Origin of the sequence: Geodermatophilus nigrescens (genome assembly GCF_900129495.1) — a bacterium.
Classification (GTDB): domain Bacteria; phylum Actinomycetota; class Actinomycetes; order Mycobacteriales; family Geodermatophilaceae; genus Geodermatophilus; species Geodermatophilus nigrescens.
Genome location: NZ_FQVX01000004.1, coordinates 114,446 through 133,750 on the forward strand (window position 1 = coordinate 114,446; position 19,305 = coordinate 133,750).

General features: G+C 77.6%; 17 protein-coding genes. 12 read left to right on the forward strand and 5 right to left on the reverse strand.

Annotated elements, in window-relative coordinates; all coding sequences use genetic code 11:
- Positions 1–105 precede the first annotated feature (105 nt).
- The 6 genes from BUE37_RS19615 to BUE37_RS19640 all read left to right on the forward strand — a co-directional run bounded on the left by BUE37_RS19615 (position 106) and on the right by BUE37_RS19640 (position 7,051).
- Complete coding sequence (locus tag BUE37_RS19615; protein ID WP_073422126.1) at positions 106–1,389, forward strand: competence/damage-inducible protein A; 1,284 nt, start codon at positions 106–108, stop codon at positions 1,387–1,389.
- 16 nt (positions 1,390–1,405) lie between these two features.
- Positions 1,406–1,801 (forward strand): SRPBCC family protein, encoded by a 396-nt coding sequence (locus BUE37_RS19620; protein WP_073422127.1) that lies wholly within the window; start codon positions 1,406–1,408, stop codon positions 1,799–1,801.
- Between the two features lie 209 nt (positions 1,802–2,010).
- On the forward strand, positions 2,011–3,639 hold the full coding sequence (locus BUE37_RS19625) for an acyl-CoA dehydrogenase family protein (protein WP_073422246.1): 1,629 nt from the start codon (positions 2,011–2,013) through the stop codon (positions 3,637–3,639).
- 128 nt (positions 3,640–3,767) lie between these two features.
- Positions 3,768–5,867: a putative bifunctional diguanylate cyclase/phosphodiesterase gene (locus BUE37_RS19630; protein WP_073422128.1), complete on the forward strand. Its 2,100-nt coding sequence runs from the start codon at positions 3,768–3,770 to the stop codon at positions 5,865–5,867.
- Positions 5,868–6,063: 196 nt separating this feature from the next.
- A complete protein-coding gene (locus BUE37_RS19635; protein ID WP_245794778.1) occupies positions 6,064–6,765 on the forward strand; it encodes an NYN domain-containing protein in 702 nt (233 codons plus the stop codon).
- 49 nt (positions 6,766–6,814) lie between these two features.
- Positions 6,815–7,051 (forward strand): hypothetical protein, encoded by a 237-nt coding sequence (locus tag BUE37_RS19640; protein ID WP_073422130.1) that lies wholly within the window; start codon positions 6,815–6,817, stop codon positions 7,049–7,051.
- Between the two features lie 17 nt (positions 7,052–7,068).
- Here the strand turns inward: BUE37_RS19640 and BUE37_RS19645 are convergent, their stop codons facing one another.
- Positions 7,069–7,593, reverse strand: a complete 525-nt coding sequence (locus BUE37_RS19645) for an ATP-binding protein (RefSeq protein WP_245794780.1) — start codon at positions 7,591–7,593, stop codon at positions 7,069–7,071.
- A gap of 99 nt (positions 7,594–7,692) precedes the next feature.
- Between BUE37_RS19645 and BUE37_RS19650 the strand changes: the two genes are divergently transcribed.
- A complete protein-coding gene (locus tag BUE37_RS19650) occupies positions 7,693–8,424 on the forward strand; it encodes a GAF and ANTAR domain-containing protein (RefSeq protein ID WP_073422131.1) in 732 nt (243 codons plus the stop codon).
- Here the strand turns inward: BUE37_RS19650 and BUE37_RS19655 are convergent.
- A complete protein-coding gene (locus BUE37_RS19655; RefSeq protein WP_073422132.1) occupies positions 8,387–9,337 on the reverse strand; it encodes a nucleoside hydrolase in 951 nt (316 codons plus the stop codon). The genes BUE37_RS19650 and BUE37_RS19655 overlap by 38 nt on opposite strands.
- 71 nt (positions 9,338–9,408) lie before the next feature.
- The gene (locus BUE37_RS19660; RefSeq protein ID WP_139253071.1) at positions 9,409–10,329 is read right to left on the reverse strand and encodes a LysR family transcriptional regulator; all 921 of its coding nucleotides are present in this window, start codon (positions 10,327–10,329) and stop codon (positions 9,409–9,411) included.
- A gap of 86 nt (positions 10,330–10,415) precedes the next feature.
- Between BUE37_RS19660 and BUE37_RS19665 the strand changes: the two genes are divergently transcribed.
- Positions 10,416–11,246, forward strand: coding sequence for an SDR family NAD(P)-dependent oxidoreductase (locus tag BUE37_RS19665; RefSeq protein WP_073422133.1), 831 nt, complete (start codon positions 10,416–10,418; stop codon positions 11,244–11,246).
- A 127-nt stretch (positions 11,247–11,373) separates the two neighbouring features.
- Positions 11,374–12,249 (forward strand): ATP-grasp domain-containing protein, encoded by an 876-nt coding sequence (locus BUE37_RS19670; RefSeq protein WP_217651331.1) that lies wholly within the window; start codon positions 11,374–11,376, stop codon positions 12,247–12,249.
- Here the strand turns inward: BUE37_RS19670 and BUE37_RS19675 are convergent.
- A complete protein-coding gene (locus BUE37_RS19675) occupies positions 12,230–13,645 on the reverse strand; it encodes an APC family permease (RefSeq protein ID WP_083628937.1) in 1,416 nt (471 codons plus the stop codon). The genes BUE37_RS19670 and BUE37_RS19675 overlap by 20 nt on opposite strands.
- Before the next feature lie 335 nt (positions 13,646–13,980).
- On the opposite strand from BUE37_RS19675, the gene BUE37_RS24025 reads away from it, so the two are divergent.
- The 3 genes from BUE37_RS24025 (at position 13,981) to BUE37_RS19690 (ending at position 18,786) form a co-directional block, all read left to right on the forward strand.
- On the forward strand, positions 13,981–14,820 hold the full coding sequence (locus tag BUE37_RS24025; RefSeq protein ID WP_073422135.1) for a serine/threonine-protein kinase: 840 nt from the start codon (positions 13,981–13,983) through the stop codon (positions 14,818–14,820).
- A gap of 847 nt (positions 14,821–15,667) precedes the next feature.
- Positions 15,668–16,543, forward strand: coding sequence for a trypsin-like serine protease (locus tag BUE37_RS19685; protein ID WP_073422136.1), 876 nt, complete (start codon positions 15,668–15,670; stop codon positions 16,541–16,543).
- Positions 16,544–16,686: 143 nt separating this feature from the next.
- Positions 16,687–18,786 (forward strand): SpoIIE family protein phosphatase, encoded by a 2,100-nt coding sequence (locus BUE37_RS19690; protein WP_245794782.1) that lies wholly within the window; start codon positions 16,687–16,689, stop codon positions 18,784–18,786.
- Here BUE37_RS19690 and BUE37_RS19695 read toward each other — a convergent pair.
- Positions 18,783–19,205 carry an ATP-binding protein gene (locus BUE37_RS19695; RefSeq protein ID WP_073422137.1) on the reverse strand — a complete coding sequence of 141 codons (423 nt, stop codon included), beginning with the start codon at positions 19,203–19,205 and terminating at the stop codon, positions 18,783–18,785. The two genes, BUE37_RS19690 and BUE37_RS19695, sit on opposite strands and share 4 nt — an antisense overlap.
- Between the last annotated feature and the right edge of the window lie 100 nt (positions 19,206–19,305).

Below are 19,305 nucleotides of genomic sequence, written 5' to 3' on the forward strand. Positions count from 1 at the left end.
GGGCCCTCCCCGCACGCTAACCGCGGCGGCGGGCGGGACCGCGCAGGTGCGGCGGCGGGTCCGGCCGTCGCGCCGCGGGTCCGCGTCACACCTAGGGTCGGGCGGGTGGTCACGCGCGCGGGCATCGTCGTCACCGGCACCGAGGTCCTCACCGGCCGCGTGACCGACCGCAACGGGCCGTGGCTCGCCGAGCAGCTCCGGCAGGCGGGCGTCGACGTCAGTGCCGTCCTCGTGGTCGGCGACCGGCCCGACGACATGCGCGGCGCGCTCTCCTACTTCGCCTCCGCGGGGGTCGACCTGGTCGTCACCTCCGGCGGGCTCGGGCCCACCGCCGACGACCTGACCGCCGCCGTCGTCGGCGAGGTGCAGGGCCGCCCGCTCGACGTCGACCCCGAGCTCGAGCAGCGGGTGGGCGCCGTCGTGGAGAAGCTGATGAGCCGCCGCGGCTGGCGCGCCGACCCCGAGGCGACGGCGGCCGGCGTCCGCAAGCAGGCGCAGGTGCCGGCCGGCGCCACGGTGCTCGAGCCGGTGGGCACCGCGCCCGGGCTGGTCGTCCCGCCGGCCGACGGCCGCGGCGGCCCCGTCGTCGTCGTGCTGCCCGGGCCGCCGTCGGAGCTGCAGGGCATGTGGCCGGCGGCGCTGGACGCCGCGCCGGTGCGCGCGGCCCTCGCCGGGGCCGCGGAGCTGCGGCAGGAGACGGTGCGGCTGTGGGGCACGCTCGAGGCGCAGCTGGCGGCCACCCTGCGCGAGCACGACGACGAGCTCGCCGGCCTGGAGATCACCACCTGCCTGCGCGAGGGCGAGCTGGAGATCGTCACCCGGTACGCGCCCGGCGCCCAGCCCGCCTACGACCGGCTGGCCGCGGTGCTCGCCGAGGAGTACGCGGCGACGCTGTTCTCCACCGGGCCGACGCTCGACGACCTGGTCGCCGACGCGCTGCGGTCCCAGGGCCTGACGATCGCCACCGCCGAGTCGTGCACCGGCGGGCTGCTGGTCGCGCGGCTGATCGAGCGGGCGGGCTCGTCGGCGTGGGTGCTCGGCGGGATCACCTCGTACGCGAACTCGGCGAAGGAGCACCTGGTCGGGGTGCCGGCCGGGATGCTGGCGGAGTTCGGCGCGGTGAGCCCGCAGGTGGCGCTGGCGCTGGCCGAGGGGGCGCGGGAGCGGTTCGGCGCCGACGTCGGCGTCGGCATCACCGGCATCGCGGGGCCCGGCGGCGGGTCGCCGGACAAGCCGGTGGGCACGGTGCACCTGTGCGCGGTCGGCCCGTCGGGTCAGCAGGCCCGCTCGGTGCGGCTGCCCGGCTCCCGGACGGCGGTGCGCGAGCGCTCGGTGGTGCTCGCCCTGCACATGCTGCGGCAGCTGCTGCTCGGCGGCCCGCCCGCCTGACGTCCGGGAGGACCACGTGACCACGCTGACCCTGCACGCGAGCGGGCCGGTCGCCCCGGCCGAGGCCTGGGAGCGCTACGCGGAGCCGGCCCGCTGGCCCACGTGGGCGCCGCAGATCCTCGGCGTCCAGGTGCCGGAGCCGCGGCTGCGGGCCGGGCTCGAGGGGCGGGTGCGCGGGCCGCTCGGGCTCACGCTGCCGTTCGTCGTCGAGGCGGTGGACGAGGCGGCGCGGCGGTGGGCGTGGACGGTGTCGGCCGGGCCGGTGCGGCTGCGCCTGCTGCACTGGGTGTCCGACGGCCCCGACGGCGGCAGCACCACCGGCCTGCGGGTCACCGGCCCGGCGCCCGTGGTGGTCGGCTACGCGCCGCTGGCCCAGCTGGCGATCGGCCGCCTGGTCCGCCTGCTGACCTGACCCCGCCACCCCGCCACCCCGCCACCCCGCCACCCCGCCACCCCGCCACCCCGCCACCCCGCCCGCGCGTCCCCGGCCGCGCCCCTGACCGCGCTGCGTGCACACGGCGCGGTGCGGCGGCCCTCCGTGCCGCGGTACGTGCACACAGCGCCGTTCCACGTGGAACGCCCGGTGTGAGCGGGGCGACACCGGGACGTACGGTGCCCGCCGTGGGCGCCACGCACGAGGTCACCAACCAGGTCCCGCCGCTCGCCGGGTACGACCCGGTCGCCGGGGACGCGGCCCTCGCCGAGGCCTGCGTCCGGCACGCCGACGAGGCGACCCTGGCCTCGCTCGCGGACCTCGGGCGGCTGGCCGGCAGCGAGCAGGCGCGCGAGTGGGGGCGGCTGGCCGACGAGAACCGCCCCGTCCTGCGCACCCACGACCGCTACGGGCACCGGGTCGACGAGGTCGAGTTCCACCCCGCCTGGCACGAGCTGATGCGGACGGCGTTCGCGCACGGGCTGGCCGGCGCGCCGTGGGCGGCGGCAGAGGCCGGGAACCGGCACGCCCACGTCCGCCGCGCCGTCGGCTACCTCGCCTGGACGCAGGTCGAGGCCGGCCACGGCTGCCCGGTGACGATGACCTACGCCGCCGTCCCCGCGCTGCGGGCCGCCCCGGAGCTCGCCGCCCGCTACGGGCCCGGCCTCACCGGCACCGGCTACGCCTTCGGCCTCACCGACCCCGCCGCCAAGCCCGGCCTCGTCGCCGGCATGGGCATGACCGAGAAGCAGGGCGGCTCCGACGTCCGCAGCAACACCACCCGCGCGGTCGCGGCCGGCGACGGCACCTACGCGCTCACCGGGCACAAGTGGTTCACCAGCGCCCCGATGAGCGACCTGTTCCTCGTCCTGGCCCGGCTCGACGAGGGCGTGTCCTGCTTCCTCGTGCCGCGGGTGCTGCCCGACGGCAGCCGCAACGTGTTCCGCCTGCAGCGCCTCAAGGACAAGCTCGGCGACCGCGCCAACGCCTCCAGCGAGGTCGAGTTCGACGGCACCACCGGCTGGCTGGTCGGCGACCCCGGCCGCGGCGTCCCGACGATCCTCGAGATGGTCAACGCCACCCGGCTCGACTGCGTCATCGGCTCGGCGGCCACCGTCCGCGCCGCGCTCACCCAGGCGCTGCACCACGCCCGCCACCGCCGGGCCTTCGGCGCCCTGCTCGCCGACCAGCCGCTCATGCAGAACGTGCTCGCCGACCTCGCCGTCGAGAGCGAGGCCGCCACCGCACTGGCCGTCCGGCTGGCCGCGGCCGTCGACGGCGGGGAGACGGCGTTCCTCCGGCTGGCGGGCGCGGCGGCGAAGTTCCTCGTCTGCAAGCGCACCCCCGCCGTCGTCGGCGAGGCGATGGAGGTCCTCGGCGGCAACGGCTACGTCGAGGACTCCGGCCTCCCGCGGCTCTACCGCCAGGCGCCGCTCAACAGCATCTGGGAGGGCTCGGGCAACGTCATCGCCCTCGACGTCCTCCGCGCGCTCGGCCGCTCGGGCGAGGCGCTGGCCGCCGTCACCGCCGAGCTCGAGCTCGCCCGCGGCGCGGACCCCCGCTACGACGACGCGCTCAAGCGGCTGGCCGCCGAGCTGGGCGACCCCGGCGCGCTGCCGCTGCGGGCGCGCCGCATCGCGGGCCTGCTGGCCCTGTGCCTGCAGGGGTCGCTGCTGCTGCGCCACGGCCCGACGGAGGTCGCGCACGCCTTCTGCGCCAGCCGGCTGGGCGGCGACTGGGGCAGCGTGCTCGGGACGCTGCCCCACGACACGCCCGTGGGCGCGCTCGTCGAACGTTCAACGATCGCCCCTGTCTGAGGAGGCATCGCTCCACTACCCTCGGGTACGCGTCGCGCACGGACCGACTTCCCATCCCGTCCCGGTCCGTACCCGGGACACCCCCCAGGGGGCAGGACCCGGAGTGCGGCGGGGGGAGAGAGATCAGCGTGCACCAGTCCGACCACGCAGGCGCGGTGGCACCACCGGACCTGCTGGCCAGCGTCCCCGACGCGGTCTGCCACCTCGACCGCGAGTGGCGCTTCACCTGGGTGAACACCCCGCTCGAGGAGCTCCTCGGACGCCCCGCGCACGCCCTGCTCGGCCGGACGGCGCTCGCCTGCGTGCCCGACCTGCGCGGCTCGGAGTTCGAGGACCAGCTGCGCGGGCTGATGACCGACGGGCGGCCCCGCGTCTTCGAGTACCTCCACCGCCCCCGGGACCGCTGGTTCGAGGTGCGCGCCTCCGCCGACGCCACCGGCCTCGTCGTCTTCATCCGCGACGTCGACTCCCGGCACCGCGAGCAGGCCGCCCAGGCGCACGCCCTCCGGCAGACCGCCGCCGTCCTGGACGCGCTGCCCTCCCCCACCGTGCTGCTCGACGGCGGCGGCCGGATCCGCAGCGTCAACCGCGGCTGGTCGGCCAACGACGACCTGGTCCGCGCCGCCGGCTGGCAGGTGGCCGGCACCGGCGACGACTACCTGGCGCAGATCGCCCAGGGGCTGCCCCCGTCCGACCTCGCCCGCATCGCCGAGGGGCTCACCGAGCTGCGGGCCGCGCCGCCCGGCTCCACCGACCGCGTCTTCGCCTGCGACTACGCCCAGCAGCTGGCCGACGGCGACTCCTGGTGGCGCCTGCAGGCCGCGCGGGTCGACGACTCCGGCCAGCTCGTGGTCACGCACACCGACATCAGCGAGCGCGTCCGCGACCAGCACCGGCTGGCCTGGCAGGCGTCGCACGACGACCTCACCGGCCTGCCCAACCGCGCCCGGCTGCTCGAGCTCATCGAGCAGGCCCTCGCCGACGACGACGGCCGCACCGCGCTGCTGTTCCTCGACCTCGACGGCTTCAAGACCGTCAACGACTCCCTCGGTCACGAGGTCGGCGACGAGCTGCTGCGCCGGGTGGGCGCCCGCCTCGCCGGCCAGGTACGCCCCGGCGACGCCGTCGGCCGGCTCGGCGGCGACCAGTTCGTCGTCCTCGCCCGCTCCTGCGACACCCCCGAGGCCGCCTCGCTGGCCTTCCGGCTGCAGCGCTCCTTCGCCCGCCCGTTCACCGCCGCCGGGCTGACCGTGCCGGTGTCGGCGAGCATCGGCGTCGCCGTCGCCCAGCCGGGCCTGCGGCACGCCCACCAGCTGCTGAGCGACGCCGACGCCGCCGGCTACGCCGCGAAGGCCGCCGGCCGCGACCGCGTGCACCTGTTCTCCCCGGGCCTGCGCGACGCCGCCCGGTGGCGGATGGACGTCGCCAACCGGCTGCGCGACGGCGCCCAGGACCAGTTCGTCGTCCACTACCAGCCGGTCGTGCGCCTGGACACCGGCGAGGTGGAGGGCGTGGAGGCGCTGCTGCGCTGGCAGCACCCCGAGCGCGGCCTGCTCGGCCCCGACGCGTTCCTCTCCGTCGCCGAGGAGACCGGCCAGCTCATCCCCATCACCCGCTGGCTGCTGCACGAGACCACCCGGCAGGCCGCGGAGTGGGCCGAGCAGGGCCTGGCGCTGCGCATGGCGGTCAACATCAGCGCCCGCCACTTCTCCGCGGAGACCCTGGTGCGCGACGTCCGCGCGGCCCTGCGCGACTCCGGCCTCGCCCCCGAGCAGCTGATGCTCGAGCTGACCGAGACCTGCGTCGCCGAGGACCCCACCCGCGCCGAGGACCAGCTCGCCGTCCTGCAGGGCTTCGGCGTCCGGGTCGCCATCGACGACTTCGGCACCGGCTGGTCCTCCCTCGCCCAGCTCATGGCGCTGCCCATCGGCACGCTCAAGATCGACCGGTCGCTGATCACCGCGGCCGAGCGGTTGGCCGCCGGCGGCACCGGCGCGGTGCTCGGCGCGATCGTCGAGCTGGCGCACACCCTCGGCATCCGCTCGGTGGCCGAGGGCGTGGAGACCGCCGACCACCTGCGGATGGTGCGCGAGGCCGGCTGCGACTCCGCCCAGGGCTACCTGCTCGCCCGCCCGATGGCCGCCCGCGACGTCGAGCGGTGGGCGAACCGGGTGTCCGACGGCGGCGGCGACTCCTGCGCGCTGGCCCTCGCCGGCCGCCTGGGCTGAGGCCGCGGGGGAGCGGGCGCGCATGACGGGACCGGTGCGCCGCCGGGCGGTCCGCCGGGCGACGTCCCCGGCCGGGCCGCCCGCGCCCGCCCAGCCCGCGCCCGCCCAGCCCGCGCCCGCCCAGCCCGCCCCCGAGCCCGCTCCCGCACCGGGGGCGTCCGCGCCGGTCACCGGGCCGACGGGGCAGACTGCCCCCGTGACGGTGACGAGCGGGCCCGACGGCGCGACCACGGGGACGGCGACCCTCCCCGACGAGACGCAGGGCCGCGGCCGGCCGGCGCTGGACCTGCTCATCTGGGACGCGCCGAACATCGACATGACCCTGTCCACGGTCATCGGCGCCCGCCCGACCGCCGCGTCCCGCCCGCGCTTCGACGCGATCGCCGCGTGGTTCGTCGACGGCGCAGGCGACCCGGCCGCCGCGGACGCGCCCGAGGTCGAGGCCTGCGTGTTCGCCAACATCCCGCCCGTCGTCGGCTCGCTGCAGCGCTGGGTGGAGGCGCTGCGCGGCTTCGGCTACGCGGTGTTCGCCCGCCCCAAGCAGCAGCCCGACGACGACATCGACCAGGCGATGCTCGACCACATCGAGGTGCGCACGCACAGCCACCGGCTGCGCCGCCTGGTCGTCTTCTCCGGCGACGGCCGCAACTTCGCCGAGCCGCTCGAGGAGCTCGCGCGGGCCGGCACGCAGGTCGTCGTCGTCGCCTTCAGCGAGGTCGCGGGCTACGCGATCGGCTCCGACCTGCTCGAGTTCATCGACATCGAGGACGTGCCCGGGGCGTTCACCGCGCCGCTGGACCGCGTCCGGCTCGACGCGCTCCCGGCGGACGGCGCCTGGCTGCGCCCGACCCGCAGCCTGCGCGACTTCGTGTCCGGGTGGACCGCCCGCAACGGCTGACACGCCGGTCGGCGGTGTCCGCGGGCGCCTCCCGGGGAAGGGAGGCGCCATGGCGGTCTGCGAGGTCTGCGGCAACGACTACGCGATGAGCTTCGAGGTGGTGGCGCAGGGCGTCACGCACACCTTCGACAGCTTCGAGTGCGCGATCCACCGCATGGCCCCGATCTGCGAGCACTGCGGGGTCAAGGTGGTCGGCCACGGCGTCGTCGTCGAGGGGCAGTTCTACTGCTGCGCGCACTGCGCGCGCGCCGAGCACGAGGGCGCCGCGGTGGCCGACTCCGCCTGAGCCCGCCGGCGGCCGGGTCAGTCGCGCGGGAACTCGGGCGTGCGCGGCTCGGGCACGCGGTCGCCGATGCCCTCGAGCGGGGCGAGCCCCGAGGGCAGCCGGGACCAGACGTGCTTGCGGCCGGGCCGGCGCTCCCAGCCGTAGGCCACCGACAGCTGGGCCACCAGGTGTAGCCCCATGCCGCCCAGGGACGGGTCGCGGTCGACGGCGGGCACCGGCGGCCGGTCGGGCGCCTCGTCGCTGAGGTCGAGCAGCCACCCGGCGGGGCTGGCCACCACGAGCGCGCGGACGTCGCCGCCGCCGTGCCGCAGCGCGTTGGACGCCAGCTCCTCGAAGACCAGCAGCAGCCCGTCGCGGGCGTCCTCGGTGGAGGACGTGCTCACCGACGGGTGGGCGATGCGCGCCCGCAGGTCGGCCCGGACGCGGGAGACGACGTGCATGGCCTCCAGCTGCCAGTGCCAGACGTCGCCGGCCACGGAGGGCACGGGTGTGAGCGGCCACGCCTCCTGGCCCATCGTCCACCCTCCGTCGCTCCGCAGCACCGGCGCCCATCCTCGCCGAAACCCCGTCGTCCCGCAGCGGAGGGTCCGCCGTGGGTCGCCGGACGCCCCGAACGGGGGGTCCCAGGGCAGGATGGGCGCGTGGAGGACCTGTGGAGGGCGCTGAGCCGGCTGCGGCTGGCCGACCGCGAGCTGTCCGACGTCCTGGGGGAGGTGACGCGCCTGGCGACCGAGCACGTGCCCGGCGCCGAGTCGACGTCGATCACGCTGGTCCGCGGCGACGTGCCCACCACCGCCGCCCACGACGGCGACATGGCGCTGGCGGCCGACGAGCTGCAGTACGCCCGCGGCTACGGGCCCTGCCTGGACGCCGGCCGCGGCGGGGTGCAGCTGCGGGTCGACGACATGCGCACCGAGACCCGCTGGCCCGACTACACCGCACGCGTCCTCGCCGTCGGCGTGCGCAGCTCGCTGTCGACGCCGCTGCCCTACCAGGGCACCACGATCGGCGCGCTGAACATCTACTCGACGCGGCCCGGCGCCCTCGCCTCCGACACCTCGGCGGAGGCGGCCCGCGAGGTGGCCGAGGCGGTGGCCGTCGCCGTCGCCAACGCCGACGCGCACGCCCTGCTCGGCGAGCACGCCCGCAACATGGAGCTGGCGATGCAGTCGCGGGCGGTGATCGAGCAGGCCAAGGGCGTGCTCATGGCGCAGCGCCGGGTCGACGCCGACGCCGCCTTCGACCTGCTGCGCGACGCCTCGCAGCGCTACAACCGCAAGCTGCGCGACATCGCCGCCGGGATCGTCGCCTCCGTGGCGCAGCCGGCCGGGGGCGTCAGCCCCGACGGGCGGCCAGGTCGCTCAGGCGGCTGACCAGGAACTCGACGGCGGCCGGGCTGTCGACGGTCTCGGCGACGTCGACCGCGGTGGGGGAGTCCGACACGGTGCGGCGGTCGACCAGCGTCTGGCCGCGTCCGGCGCCGCGGGTGGTGTCGACGACGACGTCGCGCCGCACGGTGCCCAGCGTGCCCGGCGCGATGGCCTCGGTGAGCGCCAGCGCGTCGTGCACCACCACGCCGGTGGTGCCGTAGGAGCTGCGCGCGTGGTCGAGGTACTGCTGCAGGATCGCCGCCGCCGTCGCGCCGACGGGGCCCGCGGCGGCGAAGCGGGCGATGCCGCCCTCGTCGAGCACGGTGGGCAGCGTGACGTCGAGCCCGACCAGCACCGTGGGCACCGTGGCGCCGAGCACCCGGGCCGCGGCCTCGGGGTCGGCCCACACGTTGAACTCCGCCGCCGCGGTCACGTTGCCGCCGCGGCCCGCCGAGCCGCCCATGAGCACCAGCCGGCCGATGCGGGCGGCGGCCTCCGGGTAGGTGGCCAGCAGCAGCGCGACGTTCGTCCACGGGCCGATGGCGGCCACGGTCACCGGGGTCTCGGACGCCAGCAGCAGCTCGGCCAGGGCGACCACCGCGGGCCGCGGGTCGACGGCGGCCGGCGAGGGCGGCAGGTCGACCCCGCCGAGCCCGGTCCGCCCGTGCACGTGCCCGGCCCGCTCGGGCTGCGCGTAGACCAGCGACTCGGCGGCACCGGCGGCCACCGGGACGTCGGAGCGGCCGGCCAGGTGCAGCACGCGCAGCGCGTTCTCGGTGGTCTGCGCGAGGTCCACGTTGCCGTGCGTGGTGGTGACCAGCCGCAGGTCGACCTCGGGGCTGGCGAGGGCCAGCAGGATGGCGAGGGCGTCGTCGATGCCCGGGTCGGTGTCGATCACCAGGGGGGTGGCAGCCACCCGCCCATCCCAGCAGACGCCGCCGGGCCCGGTCCTCCCCGCCGGTCGCCACCGGTGCCGCTGCGGTCCCGTCAACCGCCCCGCGCCCCGGACCGCAGGGCCTCCGCCTGCTCGACGACCGCCCGCGCGGCCAGCGCGGCCGCCCGGTCGGGCGGGCGCCGGGTGACCACCAGGGTCCGCCGGCCGGGCCAGGACGGGTCGTCGATCGCGACGACCCGCACGCCGGCCGGCACGGCGGCGGCCATGGTGCCGGGCAGCACCGTGACACCGAGCCCGGCGGCCACCAGGCCCAGGCGGGTCGTCCAGTGCCGGACGGAGAAGGCGACCCGCGGCTCGGCCAGGGTGGGCCACGGCCCGAACTGGGGCTCCCCGGGCGCGCCGGTGCCCACGATCCACGGCACGTCCGCCAGGTCGCCCGGCCGGACCACCGGCGTCCGGGCGAGCCGGTGCCCCTCGGGGACGGCGACCAGCAGCCCGAGCGGGACCAGCGGGGAGACCTCCAGTCCCGCGAGGTCCGGATCGGGCAGCCCGGGGCCGGCGGCGACGACGGCGACGTCCGTGCGCCCGGCGCGCAGCCGGCGCAGCGCCACCGGGCTCGCGGCCTCGTCCAGGACCACCTGCAGGGTGGGGTGCGCCGCCGCGAGGTCCGCGACGGCGCGGGGCACGAGCACCGCGGCCGCGGTCGGGAAGGCGCTCACGGTGAGCCGTCCGGCGAGCCGGTCGTGCAGCCGGGCCAGCTGCTGGCCGGTGGCGTCGAGCTCGGCGAGCGCGCGCCCCGCACCCCGCAGGACGACCTCACCGGCGGCCGTCAGCTGCACGCCGCGCCGCCCCCGGGTGAACAGCCGCTCGCCGACCGCGGACTCGAGCGCCGCGATCTGGCGGGACACCGCCGACTGCGTGTAGCCGAGCTCGACGGCAGCCGCGGCGAAGGAGCCGCTGGCCGCCACCTGCCGGATCACCCGCAGCCCGAGCACGGTCACCTCGCCGGTCACCGGACCAGCGTGCCATGCGTGTCCCGCATGGCTGGGATGCCGATCCCTCGCTACCGCGCAGACCAGATTGGGCGGAGGGTGGAGGCATGACGACGACGTGGTTCATCACCGGGGCGGGCAGCGGGTTCGGGCGCGAGTGGGCGGAGGCCGCCCTGGAGCGCGGCGACCGGGTGGCGGCGACCGCGCGCTCGGCCGACCGGCTCGGGGAGCTGGCCGACCGGTACGGCGACGCCGTCGTCCCGCTGGCCCTGGACGTCACCGACCGCGAGCAGGTGCGCGCCGTGGTGGCCGAGGCGCACGACCGGCTGGGGCGCCTCGACGTCGTGGTGAACAACGCCGGCTTCGGCCACCTCGGCATGGTCGAGGAGCTGGGCGAGGACGAGATCCGGGCGTCGCTGGAGACCAACCTCCTCGGGACGCTCTGGGTGACCCAGGCCGCCCTGCCGCTCCTGCGGGCGCAGGGCAGCGGCCACCTCGTGCAGGTGACCAGCGAGGGCGGGGTGACCGCCTTCCCCCAGTTCGGCGCCTACCACGCGGCCAAGTGGGCGGTGGAGGGCCTGTCGCAGTCGCTGCGCCAGGAGGTCGCCGGCTTCGGCATCCGCGTCACCTGCGTGGAGCCCGGGCCCTACGCCACCGACTTCGCCGCCCGTGGCCTGCGGCGCAGCGACGAGCTCGCCGCCTACGACGACCTCCGCGGCTCGATCGACCGCACCGCCTGGCAGCTCGGCGACCCCCGGGCCACCCGCGCGGCGATCCTGGCCGTGGTCGACGCGGAGGAGCCGCCCGCGCGGATCGTGTTCGGCCGCGCGCTGGCCGGCATCGAGGCCGACTACGCGGAGCGGCTGGCCACCTGGCGCCGGTGGGAGCCGGTCTCGCTGGCCGCCTTCGGGGAGGGCGCGGGCACCGCGGCCGTCTGACCGAGCGGCCGTCTGACCGAGCGGCCGTCCGACCGAGCGGCCGTCCGACCGAGCGGCCGTCCGACCGAGCGGCCGTCCGAGCGGGCCGCCGGCCGGCGACCGGGCCGGCGTGCGGCAGGATCGCGCCGTGCCCGACGTCCTGCTCGCCAGCTGTGCCGAGGCCGCCGGGAGGGACGAGGACGAGCCGCTGCTCGTCGCCGCCCTGGCCGCCGAGGGCCTCACCGCCTCCGCCGCCGACTGGGCCGACCCGACGGTCGACTGGTCCGCCGCGACCGCCGTCGTCGTCCGGTCCACCTGGGACTACGCGCCGCGGCGCGACGAGTTCCTGGCCTGGGCGCGGCGCGTGGAGGAGGGCACCCGGCTGGCCAACCCGGCCGCGGTGCTGGCCTGGAACACCGACAAGCGGTACCTGCGCGAGCTGGCCGGCGCCGGGGTGCCCGTCGTCCCCACCGCCTGGGCGGAGGGGCCCGGCGACGTCGACGGCGCGCTGTCCCGCTGGCCCGGCGACGTCGTGGTCAAGCCGGTGGTCTCCGCCGGCGCCCGCGACACCGTGCGCTTCCCCCCGGAGCGGCGGGCCGGCGCCCGCGAGCTGGCCGAGGGGATCCTCGCGAGCGGCCGGGCGGTGATGGTGCAGCCCTACCTCGCGCGGCTCGACGCGGAGGGCGAGACGGGGCTGGTGTACGTCGGCGGCGTGTACAGCCACGCGTTCGGCAAGGGCGCGCTGCTGGCCGGTGAGGCGCTGGGCCCGGGGCTGTTCGCCGAGGAGACCATCACCGCCCGCACCGCCGGGCCGGAGCAGCGGGCGCTCGGCGACCGGGTGCTGGCATGGGTGCGCGAGCGGACGGGGGAGACCCCGCTCTACGCGCGCGTCGACCTGGTCCCCGGCGACGACGGCGCGCCGCAGGTGATCGAGGTCGAGCTGACCGAGCCGAGCCTGTTCCTCACCACCGACGACGGCGCGGCCGCCCGGTTCGCCGCGGCGATCAGGAGCCGGATCGGCTGACCCCCGCGCCCGGCGACCCCGCGTCCTCCCGCGCGGCCGCCCGGCGCCGCGGCAGCGCCGTCACCAGGTACAGCAGCAGCCCGACGGCGACCAGCACCCCGGCGAACGCCCAGGTGCGGGCCTCCTGCTGCCAGAGCAGCACCAGGCAGGACGCGACGCCGAGCACCGGCACCACCGCCGGCACCCGGAAGTGCGGCACGTCCACTCGGTCGCGGCGGAGCACCAGCACCGCGGTGTTCGTGCTGATGAAGACGAACAGCAGCAGGAGCACCACGGTGTTGGCCAGCGTGGCGAGGTCGCCGAGCAGGCTCAGCCCCATCGCCACCGCGGTGGTGACGGCGATGGCCACCCACGGCGTGCGCCGGCGGGGCAGCACCCGGCCGAGGGCGGCCGGCAGCAGCCGCTGCTCGGCCATCCCGAACGCCATCCGGCTGGCCATGATCATGGTGAGCAGCGCGCCGTTGGCGACGGCGACGAGCGCGACCACGCTGAAGAGCTGGTCGGGGATCCCGGCGTCGGCGGCGCGCACCACCTCCAGCAGCGGCCCGGTGGAGTCGGCGAGCCGCTCGGGCGGCAGCACGACCGCCGCGGCCAGGCCGACCAGCACGTAGACGGCGCCGGCGGTGAGCAGCGCGCCGAACAGCGCCCGCGGGTAGACCCGGCGGACGTCGCGGACCTCCTCGGCCACGTTCGCCGACGTCTCGAACCCGACGAACGAGTAGTAGGCCAGCAGCGCCGCGGCCAGCACCGCCGTCCCCGCCGACACCCCGGGCGGGAACTCCAGCGCCCGCGCCGGCTCGCCGTCGCCGCGGAACAGCACCACCGCGCCGAGGACGACGACGAGCACCAGGCCCGACGTCTCGACCAGCGTCATCACGAGGTTGGCGCGCAGCGACTCCTGGATGCCGCGGGCGTTGAGCAGCGCCACGGCCAGCAGGAACACGATCGCGGCCGGCGCGGCGGGCACGTCGAGGAAGACGCCGAGGTAGTCGCCGGCGAAGGCCAGCGCCAGCCCGGCGGCGCTGGTGACCCCGGCAGCGAGCATGCAGAAGCCGACGAGGAACGCCACGACGGGGGAGCGGAACGCCCGCTCGGCGAACACCGCGGAGCCGCCGGCCCGCGGGTACTTGGTGACCAGCTCGGCGTAGGAGGCCGCCGTCAGCAGGGCGAGCAGCAGCGCCACCAGCAGCGGCACCCAGATCGCGCCGCCCACCTCCCCGGCCACCTCGCCGACCAGCGCGTAGACGCCGGCGCCGAGGACGTCGCCGAGGATGAACAGGTACAGCAGCTTCCCGGTGACGGCGCGGCGCAGCCTGGTGTCCGGCGCGCCGTCGCCCGGGGAGTCCTGTGCGCCGACCGCCGTCCGGGAGGCGCCCGTGGCGCCGGAGTCCGTCACCGCACGATCGTGGGCACCCCTCCGGGCACCGGCAACCGGGCGGCACGGACGGGCGACCCCCGCGCCGGGCCCGACACGCCGGGCGCGGCGGGACGTGTCGCGGGGTGACCGGAGGCCCCCCGGGGCCCTCCCACGCTCAGGGGCGGTCGACGGGTCGACAAGTGCTCGCCGTCAGCACACGGTCACCAACCCGCAGGTCAGAGCGTCACAACGGTTGCGTCACGGGGGCTGCGGGACGTGTCCGGAACGGCCGTCCGCGGGGGTGGCGGTCCCTACCTTTCTCCTTGTCCGCGGCACCTTCCCCGGCCGCGGACACAGACCCCCAGGAGGACGGCATGGCGATCGACCGGGCACCCGCCCCGGCGTCGGCGACCCTGCCCGACGACCTGGTCCCCGCCGGCTGGGTCGAGCTGCTCGAGCGGGCCGAGGCCCTGCCGCACCGCCGCCGCCCGGCGCGCGCCGCCACCGTGCGCACCAGCGGCACCCGGGTCGCCGGCAGCCGGGCCGCCGGCGCCGCCCCGGGCCGCGCGCTGCGGCCGCTGCCGGTGACCCGTCCGGTGCCGGTGCCGCGCCCGCGGCCGGTCCCGCCGGCCACCGCCGCCGCGCCGGCCGCCCCGGTCCGCGCCCAGCAGCCCCCGGCCCCCGGCTCCCGGCTGCGCGCCCGGCTCCGCGCCGGCGTCCGCCGCCTCGCGATGTGGGGCGCCGGCCCCGACGGGGCGCACGCCGCCTGGCCGACCGCGCCGGTCGCCGTCCCCCCGCGCGGCCCCGGCCTCGTCCGGCGCCTGGCGATGTGGGGTGCCGGCCCCGGCGGGGAGCACCTCGCCTGGGGTGCACCCCGTCCCGCCGCCCCCGTCCTGCGCCGGCCCGGCGCGGACGGACCCGTGGTGCTCACCGAGATGCCGAGCACCCCCACGATCACGCCCGCGGTGTCTTCCCCCACCGCGGCGTCTCCTCCGGCCGGCACCGCCCGGCCGGTGCACCCGGTGCCGCGGCCCCGCCCGCCCGGCCCGGCGCTGGCCCCCGCGGGCTGGCCCGCCCGCCCGTCGGCCGCCCGGCCGACCGCGCGGGCACCCGACCCCCCACCGCCGGCCGACGGCGCGGTGCGCACCCGGGGCGACCCGGTGCCACCGCCGGCCCGGGGCTCGCCCCGGCCACCGCCACCCGCCCCCGGCTGACCCCCTGCGCGCCTCCTCCCGGAGACCGCGCGTCCGCTCTCCTCGTCGACGTGCTCGACGGGCCCGGCTCCCGCCCCGGAGCCGGACCGCCGGCCCGCTCCCGCGAGCAGTTCCTCCCCGGCCCCGTGGCCGCCCCCTGACCCCTCCGCGGCACCCGCGCCGCCGGCAGACCCCACCGCACGACGATCCGGCCTCGCCCCTCCCGCCGACTGCCCCGCCCGGGGACAGCGCGCGGGCCCTCCCGGGAGGCGCGGACGCGACGCGGCGGGTGGTGCCCGGCGGCAGCGGGACCCCTGCCGCCGGCGAACCCCACCGCACGACGATCCGGCCTCGACCCTCCCGCCGACTGCCCCGCCCGGGGACAGCGCGCGGGCCCATCCGGGAGGCACGGACGCGACGCGGGACGGCGCCGGCAGCAGCCGCCGGCGGAGGCGGACCAGGACCTGCCGGTGCCCGGCACGGACGACCCGCCCCGTCGTCCCCCGGGTCTCTGACCGGCACGGCCTGGCAGGACGGCGCCCCGGAGACCGGCGCGGCCCCGCCGCCCGAGGAGCGCTCCCGGACCCGGCCCGCGGTCCCCGGCCCGGCGCCGCGACAGGAGACCGCAGGACGCCGGCCCGCGAGCCCGCGGCGCAGGGACACCAGCGGGGACACCAGCGGGGACACGACCTCGACGGGCGCTCCCGGAGCGCCGGACCGGCAGCCCGCCGGCCGGCCTCCCGGGGCGCCCGTCCGGCGTTCCGGACGGCCCCGGCCCGTTCGAGTTGCGTATCCCCTCCGTGCACGGTTCGTTGCCCTCCGTGGAGTCGCTCACCCGGCGGCTCCTGGCCCACCGAGGGGACGAGGGATGCACGCACGCACGAAGGCAGTGCTCGCCGGAGCCGCTGCCCTGCTCACCGCCGGCCTGGTCGCGCCGGCACCCGCCGGCGCCGTCACCGGCGGCATCGAGGACCGGACGAACATCTACGACAACGTCGGCATGCTCGTCTTCTACGACGGCACGGGCGGGCGCTTCCGCTGCTCCGGGACGCTGGTGTCCGAGGACGTCGTCCTCACCGCCGCGCACTGCACCGCCGGCACGGTGGGCCGGACCCTGGTCACCTTCGACCCCGTCGTCGACGAGGCCGCGCCCGCCGACCTGCCGGTCGCCGACCCGGCGGTGGGGTACCTCGGCTCCGAGGAGACCGACGCGGTCGACTGGGTGTCCGGCACCGCGTACACGCACCCGGACTACTCGGACTTCACCGACACGGACAACTGGAACGACGTCGGCGTCGTCGTGCTCGACGAGCCGGCGCCCGCGGGCGTGGAGCCCGCGCAGCTGGCCGCGCCGAACGAGCTGGAGCAGTACCGCCAGCCCGCGCTCAACCGGACGCTGTTCCGCGCCGTCGGCTACGGCACCGAGGTGCGCCAGCCCGACTCCGGCCCGCAGAAGCCGACGCCGCAGAGCTACCCGATCCTGCGCCGCTACACCGACGTCGTCGGCCAGAAGCTGACCGCCCAGATCCTGCAGGTCAACGGCAACGAGCACGACAACCGCGGCGGCGGCGGCACCTGCTTCGGCGACTCCGGCGGCCCGAGCTTCGGGCCCTCGGGCAACGTCGTCACCGTCACCAGCTACGGCTACACCGCCAACTGCCGGTACATCGACGGTCTGCAGCGCGTGGACATCCCGGTCGTCCAGGACTGGCTGGCGACCTTCGGGGTCCAGCCGGCCGCCTGACCGCACCCCCGGGGCCCCGGTCCGCCCTCGCGGGCCGGGGCCCCCGCCGTGTCGTCCCCGGCACCCCGGTTGTCGCGCCCGCGCCGCGCATGGGAGAAAGGACGGCGTACCGCAGCTCTCCCACTGATTGGACCCGCACCCCCGTGACCGTCCCCGAGCAGCGCCCGGGGCCGCCGGGGAAGGCGTCCCGGCCGCTGTCCCTGCTGCCCGACGACCCCGACGTCAGCCGGATCCGCTTCGAGCTGGCCATCGACGCCGCGGGCATCGGCAGCTTCGACTGGGACCTCGTCACCGGCCGGCTGTCCTGGGACGACCAGCTGATGGCGATCTTCGGGTACCGGCCCGGGGGCTTCGACGAGTCGATCGACGCCTTCGCCGCGCGGCTGCACCCCGACGACCGCGAGCGCACGCTGCAGGCGCTGCAGGACGCCATCGACGACGTCGGCGTCTACGACGCGGAGTTCCGGGTGGTGCTGCCCAGCGGGGAGACCCGCTGGGTGCAGGGCCGCGGCCGGGCGCTGGCCGACGACCGCGGCACGGCGGTGCGGCTGCTCGGCGCCGGCATCGACACCACCCGCCTCCGCGAGGGCGACGCCCGCGTCTCCCGGGTGCTCGAGACCATGCGGTCGGCGTTCTTCGCCCTCGACCGCAGGTGGCGGTTCACCTACGTCAACGCCGAGGCCGAGCGGGTGCTGCACCGCTCCCGCGAGGAGCTCCTCGGCGGCGTCGTCTGGACGCTGTTCCCGGCGGCCGTCGGCAGCGCCTTCGAGGTCCACTACCGCGCCGCGATGGAGGGCGGCGAGGAGCGGGTCTTCGAGGCGTACTACCCGCCGCCGCTGGACTCCTGGTACGAGGTGCGCGCCTGGCCCGGGCCCGACGGCCTGTCGGTGTACTTCCTCGACGTCACCGAGCGCCGCGCCGCCGAGCAGCGCGCCCGGGACAGCGCGGCCCGGCTGGCCCTGGTCGCCGAGGTCAGCGCGCTCATGTCCGCGACGCTCGGCTCACCGGCGGGGGAGCGCACCGCGCTGCAGCGCGTGGCCGAGGCCGTCGTCCCGGTGCTCGGCGACTGGGCGATCCTCACCCTCGCCGACGGCGCCGACGGGCGCATGCACGACGTCGCGAGCTGGCACGCCGACCCGGCGCTGCGCCCGGTGACGGCGACCTACGCCGCGCTGCGCCTGGCGTCGATCGCCCCCGACGCCCCGGTACTGCGCGCGCTGGGGTCGGGCCGGCTGCTCACCGTGGCCGACGTGCCGGCCGCGATCCGGCCGACCCTGCCCGAGGGCGAGGTGCTCGACGCCTTCGACGCGCTGGCCCCGCGGACCGCGGTCACCCTCCCGCTGCTGGCCCGCGGCCGCACCCTCGGCGCGCTGAGCGTCTACCGCGGCGCCGGCCGGCCGGCGGCCACCGACGAGGACGTCGCCGCGGCCCGCGAGGTGGCCGACCGCGTCGCGCTGGCGCTGGACAACGCCCGGCTGTTCGACCAGCAGCGGCGTCTCGCCGAGGCGCTGCAGCGCAGCCTGCTCACCGCCCCGCCGCAGCCCGACGAGGCCGAGATCGTCGTCCGCTACCAGCCCGCGGTGCAGGTCGCCCAGGTCGGCGGCGACTGGTACGACGCGTTCCAGCAGCCCGACGGCGCCACCGTGCTCGTCATCGGCGACGTCGTCGGCCACGACACCGAGGCGGCCGCCGCGATGGGCCAGCTGCGCGGGATGCTGCGCGGCGTCGCCCACCGCGGCGACACCCCGCCGGACGCCGTCCTCGCCGAGCTCGACGCCGCCGTCGACGCGCTCGGCCTCGACACCATGGCCACCGCCGTCGTCGCCCGGGTGGAGCAGACCCCGGAGCAGCGGGCGGCCGGGACGACGACGCTGCGCTGGTCCAACGCCGGGCACCCCCCGCCGCTGCTGCTCACGCCCGAGGGGGAGGTGCGCCGGCTCGGGGGCGAGCGCGGGGAGCTCATGCTCGGCGTCGACCCCGCCGCCCGCCGCACCTCGCACGAGGTCGAGGTCCGCCGCGGCTCGACGCTGCTGCTCTACACCGACGGGCTGGTCGAGGGCCGCGACCTGTTGCTCGACGAGGGCATCGAGCGGCTGCGGGACGCGCTGACGGAGCTGGCCGGGCTGCCGCTGGAGCGGCTGTGCGACGCGCTGGTCCGCCGGCTGCGGCCCGAGGGACTGCAGGACGACGTCGCCCTCGTGGCCATCCGGCTCCACCCCCAGCCGGAGGGCCCCCGGCCCTAGCGGGGCAGGACCGCCCAGACGGTCTTCGCGTCGCCGTCGACGTACCAGCCGTGCGCCGTGGACAGCTCGGCGATCAGGTAGAGGCCCAGGCCGCCCTGCGCGGGGTCGCGGTCGACCGCGGGGGTCGGCGCGGTGCGCGTGTCGCCGTCGGTGACCGCCACGAGGAACGCGTCGCCGGTGCGGCGCACGGCGGCCTCCACCGACCCGCCGCCGTGCCGCAGGGCGTTGGACGCCATCTCGTCGAGGACGAGCAGCAGCCGGTCGCGCAGGTCCGCCGGGACGCCGACGGTGCGCGACCGCCGCAGCTCCGCGCGCATCCGGGGGAGCTCGGCGACGTCGGACAGCTGCCAGGAGACGCCGTCCCAGGCGGGGGGTGGGGGAGCCGACGGCCAGCCGAGGCCGGCCGGTCCGCGTCTCACCCGTGTGCTCCCCGTGACTGTCGGGCGCCCGTGCGGGCGCCGTGGTCGAACACCTGCGTATGGCTCGCGCGGGGCCCGCTCAAACACGGTTGCGAGGAGC

What these genes read in the sequence shown, in the direction of transcription:
- BUE37_RS24025 (WP_073422135.1), top strand. Translation starts at nt 13,981, where the DNA reads ATGGCGATCGACCGGGCACCCGCCCCGGCGTCGGCGACCCTGCCCGAC.
- BUE37_RS19685 (WP_073422136.1), top strand. Translation starts at nt 15,668, where the DNA reads ATGCACGCACGCACGAAGGCAGTGCTCGCCGGAGCCGCTGCCCTGCTC.
- BUE37_RS19665 (WP_073422133.1), top strand. Translation starts at nt 10,416, where the DNA reads ATGACGACGACGTGGTTCATCACCGGGGCGGGCAGCGGGTTCGGGCGC.
- BUE37_RS19640 (WP_073422130.1), top strand. Translation starts at nt 6,815, where the DNA reads ATGGCGGTCTGCGAGGTCTGCGGCAACGACTACGCGATGAGCTTCGAG.